Annotated in this window: 3 protein-coding genes and 1 pseudogene; 3 read left to right on the forward strand and 1 reads right to left on the reverse strand. The window is 60.5% G+C overall.

Annotation, left to right across the window (positions count from 1 at the left end):
- Positions 1 to 2,465: hypothetical protein (locus ACH2EH_RS07640; RefSeq protein ID WP_395140452.1), on the reverse strand; the 2,465-nt coding region annotated here is incomplete at its 3' end.
- Between the two features lie 38 nt (positions 2,466 to 2,503).
- Between ACH2EH_RS07640 and ACH2EH_RS07645 the strand changes: the two genes are divergently transcribed.
- From ACH2EH_RS07645 to ACH2EH_RS07655, 3 genes and pseudogenes are all read left to right on the forward strand, one after another.
- Positions 2,504 to 3,694, forward strand: a complete 1,191-nt coding sequence (locus tag ACH2EH_RS07645) for a PQQ-binding-like beta-propeller repeat protein (protein WP_395140454.1) — start codon at positions 2,504 to 2,506, stop codon at positions 3,692 to 3,694.
- A 98-nt stretch (positions 3,695 to 3,792) separates the two neighbouring features.
- Positions 3,793 to 4,641, forward strand: coding sequence for a DUF1559 domain-containing protein (locus ACH2EH_RS07650; RefSeq protein ID WP_395140456.1), 849 nt, complete (start codon positions 3,793 to 3,795; stop codon positions 4,639 to 4,641).
- A gap of 21 nt (positions 4,642 to 4,662) precedes the next feature.
- A pseudogene (locus ACH2EH_RS07655) lies at positions 4,663 to 5,308 on the forward strand (glycosyltransferase family 1 protein); the annotation flags it as partial.

The following is a 5,308-nucleotide window of genomic DNA, read 5'->3' on the forward strand; positions in this document are numbered from 1 at the left end:
CGCACGTAGAGCACACGCTTGTTGGCATCACAGGCATTGGCGACCGTGGAGAAGGCATTGATCCCTCCAAAGCTCAGGCAGGTGTCGAAGTAGTTGCCCATCTGCAAGACATGCAGCGGATCGGTTTCGAGGTGCAGGTGCAGCCCATTCACGCTCTCCCCGTGCGGCGTGCGCCACGCTCGTGCGTCTATGCCGCGTGCCGTGAGGGCTTCTAAATAAACAACATTGGGCTTTTGGCGCAGCGCCCAGTCTCTATCCCCATCAAAATAGGCACGGAGCAGGCGGATCAATAACCGGCGGTTCTCCGTGATATCTAGGGTCAGGAGCGCGGCGTTCATTACATCGGGCGTCATCTGCACCGAGAGTGCCCGGCTGCCTAGAATACCCCGCAGCCGGTTTCGATAGACTTCCTCGACGGCAGTTGTCAGAGCGGCCCCACGCAAGAGCCGTGCGCGCTGCATCACAGCTTCTCTCAGCTCCTCGGTGATCGTCCGACGGAGCGCGGCTTCGTCGGCAAGGCGGGCGAGAACGGCACTGTGGCGAACTGATAGCTCCGGACGTGTCGTGAGATAGTCAGCCTCCCGTCGCAGACGCTCTGGGAAGGCAAGCAGCCGCACCATTCCGGGAGGGAGTGGCTCGCGCGCGGCCCAGGCAAGATCGGGGACATCGGGCAGAAGACGCGCGACAGGCTCCCACTCCGCAGGCAAGCTCTCCGCACTCGGGGCGAGCCTGCGCAGTGGCTCTAGTGCCTCCAGCCCCAGTCGAAGGGCTTCCCCGAGCTGGGCCATACGCTCCACAGCACGGCGTGGTTGCTGCTCCATGAGCTCACACAAGAGAGGAGCCAGCGCGGGGAAGCGTGGCAACTGTGCCCCAAACCGATAGGCCGCCTGGAGAGGCACCCAGTCAAAACCTGTCACCAGGAGCTTCTCCAGAAGGTGCACAAAGCGGCTCTCATCGCCCTCCGCCAGCCGGTAGGCGAGCTGCACTTTTTCGGCATCACAGCACTCGGTTTTCTGGAAGAGTTCAATCGTGCGAGCCAACCAGGAATCAGGCAAGTACCCCAGGGGGTTCATAAACTCCCGGACATGCCAGAGCTGCGTGCCAGGAAGCTCAATCAGCGGCAAGAGCAATGTCAGGCGCGGCGCGAGCTGGGGCACTTGTCGGCGAACTTCCCGTGTCTCGCTCTGGCAGTTCCAGAGGATCGCCGCCAGCAAAAGCCCCCCGGTGGGCGCACTCTGGGCACGAATGACACGGAGCGCCTCGCCAAAATCAGTACGGAACTCCGCAACACTGCGGTACTTTTGAAGCACGTCCGAGAGATCACTGTCCAGCTCGGGAAACTCCTCGTAGAGTGCCCAGGTCAGTTGGTAGATCTCCGGCTCCGCCGCCACGAAGCGTAGCCGCCAGAGCTTGTCCGCACGGAGCGCTTTCTCCGCGAGCTCCGCATTAAGGCAGTACGAAAAAATCTGGTAGAAACTCTCGACAGCCGTATGGCGCTCCTGCCGCCAGAGCTGCGCCTTACGCTGAATCGCGTCCTCACGATTCTTTCCCCGCAGACGGCTCTTCACAGCAAGCTCCGGGTGCGGCCAGAGAAGATCGGCACAGCGTACCAGCAGTGCAAGCCACGCCTCGGAGTCGTCCCGCTCCAGCACCAGAGCGACGGCCTCATGCATCCCGGGAGCGCGGCGCACGAGCGGGCCACTGTCCTGCTCGCCAGCGGGCAACACTTCCCGCAGGCGTAGAATCTCCGCCAGCTCCAGCGCCACCGCGACACTCGCAAACGGCACACGCTCCAGGCAGCGGCGCAGCGCCGGGTCGCGGTGCAGATAGCTCCGGGCGCTGACCTGCTCTAAAAGGCAAGCAACCGCGTCCGCCGAGAGTCCTGCCCGCACTTCAGCCCGCAGTTTCTCCGGGGTGAGCGTCAAAATCGGCAGCTCTCCCAGGAGCGCAATAGGAAACCCCGGCGACTGTGCCAGGAGCCGTGCCATCAGATCCGGGTGCGCGGGAAACTTGCGTGCTCCCTGACAGACCGCACGCATCAGGCCCAGCAGCGGCTGCGCGTCCTCTGGTGTGAGCGGATCGGCGGCGAGGCGCTGAAGCGCCGGGAGTGCGGCTTGCCCCTGCCTTGCCACCCCCTGGCTCGGCGAGAACGGCAGTGCGTTTTCACAGAGCGCTTCGGCCAGCAGCAGCGCGACCCCACTCGCCTCGGTCAGGGTCAGCAGCCACTTTGCTTGCTCCAGCTTTTTCTGAAGTGCCTCAATGCTCTGCCCAAGCTGGCGTAGCTCGTATAATCGCTTCTGGGTCTTCCAGAGCAGCGCGGCATCGGGAACCGAACCACCCCATGTCAGCCGCCCCCCCTCCCAGTGATACGGTGCATCCAGCCACGCCACTTGTGCGCACAGCACACGCACCCCCAGATGCACCCCCAGATGCACCCGTTTTTGTTCTCGTCGTTTGAAAGCCATGGGAACCTATTTTCTTCTTTATCGTTGAGATGCGCAATATGCAAAAGAATCAATCTCGCGACTGGCCTCAGTGGCGTGGGCCACGCCGTGATGCGCACGTTTCTGGCTTTAAGATTCCCTCGAAGTGGCCGACGAAACTAAGCAAAAAATGGGCTATTTCCGTGGGCGAAGGACATTCGTCGCCGGTTATTGTAGGCAACCGCGCCTTTGTGATCGTGCGGCAGGGTAACGAGGAGCACACGCTGTGCCTAGAGATGGCCACGGGTAAGACGCTCTGGAAAGACATCGTCGCCGCGCCGTTTGATAGCGTGATCTTCCCCGCGCAGCGCCTCGGAAAGTCGCCGCGCTCGACCCCGCTCTGCCATGACGGTAAGCTCTACACGATTGGCGTGAACGGCCTGATGACGTGCTTTGATGCCGCCAAGGGCAGTATTATCTGGCGCAAGGACTTCTCCAAGCAGTACCCCATTCCGATGCCCGTCTGTGGCGCGTCGCTCTCACCGCTGATTGATGGCAAGAAGATCTACGTCCACTCCGGTCACGAGGCCACGGGCTCGTTTCTGGCGCTCGATAAAGACACGGGCAAGGAGCTCTGGGCCTGGAAGGGCGAGGGGCCAAGCTATACCTCCCCACAGCTCGCCGTCATTGGCGGCGTTCGGCAGATTATCACCGCCTCACACAATTTGTGGCTGGGGCTCAGCCCGGAGAACGGAGCGCAGCTCTGGAGCCTGCCGAACCGGCAGAATATGTTCAACCACAACTCCATCACACCCGTGATCTCCGGCGACATCGTGCTCTGTGGGGCAAACCAGCGTGCGACGTTCGCACTGAAACTTACGCAAAGCGCAGGCAAGTGGAGCACCAGTAAAGTCTGGGAGTCGCGCGATGTCACGATGTCCTCATCGAGCCCAGTTCTCGACGGCAAGCATGTCTATGTGGTCAATGAGAAGCGGCGCGGTCAAGTGGCGGTAATGGACTTCGCCACGGGGGAAGTGACCTGGGAGTGTCCGGGCAATAAAGGCGAGCAAGTCACGATCTTCGATATCGGCCCCTTGCTCCTGGTCTCGTCCCAGGGCGGTGAACTCTTTGTCTACCAAAAATCCGGTGACACGCTCAAGGAAGTTGCCAAATACGAAGTGGCAGACTCCGCCATGTGGTCAAGCCCTGCAATCTCAGGCAACCGCCTGCTGGTCAAGGGAGCCGCCAGCCTGGCGCTCTGGGAAATCTAAGCACGCGCTACCTAAATCTAAGCACGCGCTACGAGTACATTCACAACAAAGTACCATGATACAATTTTCTACCTTATTTTATCCTAGGAGTCGTCCTTATGAATAAACGACGTGTGTTTACACTCATTGAGCTACTCGTCGTCATCGCGATCATCGCGATTCTGGCTGCCATTCTTTTCCCGGTTTTCGCTCAGGCCCGCGAGAAGGCGCGCCAGACTGCCTGCCTCTCCAACATGAAGCAGGTCGGTACGGGGATCATGATGTACGCACAGGACTACGACGAAATGTGGCCGATGGGCTCCTATGTTCTCGTCGGAATGGTTACTGCCGTCACGTGGCAGGATCTTGTGGAACCCTACGCCAAAGTAGGAGCAGGTGCGGTGATCATCACAGGTGCTCCCGCAGTCCGCAAGGAAGTGACTTTCTGGACCTGCCCCAGTATCGGCCCACGCCCTCAGAACCTTCCCGTAAACGCAGCGGATGCTCCGATTGACTTCACGGGCAAGTACACCACAAATTTCTACTCCAAGGCGGGCAGCTACATCAATAACAGCGCCCTGATGCCGACAATGCACCGCAACGCACTGACCTTTGGCTGGTTTCCTCTAGGGATTCAAGGAATGGCAGCGGTGGATGCTCCCGCAAGCCGGGTACTCGCCTGTGAAGGAATGGGCTACATCGGAAATACATCGGGCGACGACACAGCGGGTTGTACGGGTGTCGAAGCAGGTTACCCCGCATTCCCAGCACCGACGATCCTTGGGCAGAAAGAAAACTACTGCGCGGGACGTTACCGCCACAGCGGTGGCTCGGTGTATGTCATGGCCGATGGCCATGCCAAGTGGTTCAAGGGTTCGGGAACCTCGTGGCGCGCCATGAGCACCCAGAGTGTTGCCTTCCGCAAGTCGCTGGCACCCAATGCACAGGCCTGGTTCCGCGAGGACTGAAGCCTACGGTAAAATAGATCTATGCGTCTGGTGTATCTAACCACGGGAACGGGCAGCTTCTACTGTGGGAGCTGCATGCGCGACAATGCACTGGTGCTAGCGCTCCGTAAGCGCGGCCACGATGCGCTTCTGGTGCCGATGTACCTGCCGCTCACCCTGGACGAGGAGTCGGCGGCAGCGGGAACCCCGGTGTTCTACGGCGGCATCAATGCTTATCTGCAGCAGATCTCCCCGCTCTTTCGCAAGACTCCCCGCTGGCTCGATAAGCTCTTCGACGCGACGTCTGTGCTGACTGCCACGGGCAAGTTTTCCAGTATGACCCGGGCTAGTACACTAGGGCCAATGACCCTCTCGATGCTCAGGGGCGAAGAGGGCAACCAGAAAAAAGAGCTGGAGCGCCTGGTCGAGTGGCTGGCAAGCGAGAAACCAGACTGGGTGATTCTCTCCAACGCCTTGCTGTTAGGTATGGGGCGGCGGATTCGGGAGGCGACCGGTGCAAAGATCGCCTGCACGCTGCAAGGGGAGGACGGGTTTCTTAATGCCCTGGGCAAGCCCTACAGCGAGCAGTGCTGGCAGCTTGTCGGCGAGCGCGGTTCGGAGTTCGATGCCCTGATCCCGGTGAGCCACTACCACAGCGAGCTCATGCAAAAGTGCGCCCAGCTTCCCG

Source organism: Armatimonas sp., from assembly GCF_043760365.1.
In the GTDB taxonomy this organism is placed as follows: domain Bacteria; phylum Armatimonadota; class Armatimonadia; order Armatimonadales; family Armatimonadaceae; genus Armatimonas.

What these genes read in the sequence shown, in the direction of transcription:
- ACH2EH_RS07645 (WP_395140454.1), top strand. Translation starts at nt 2,504, where the DNA reads ATGCAAAAGAATCAATCTCGCGACTGGCCTCAGTGGCGTGGGCCACGC.
- ACH2EH_RS07650 (WP_395140456.1), top strand. Translation starts at nt 3,793, where the DNA reads ATGAATAAACGACGTGTGTTTACACTCATTGAGCTACTCGTCGTCATC.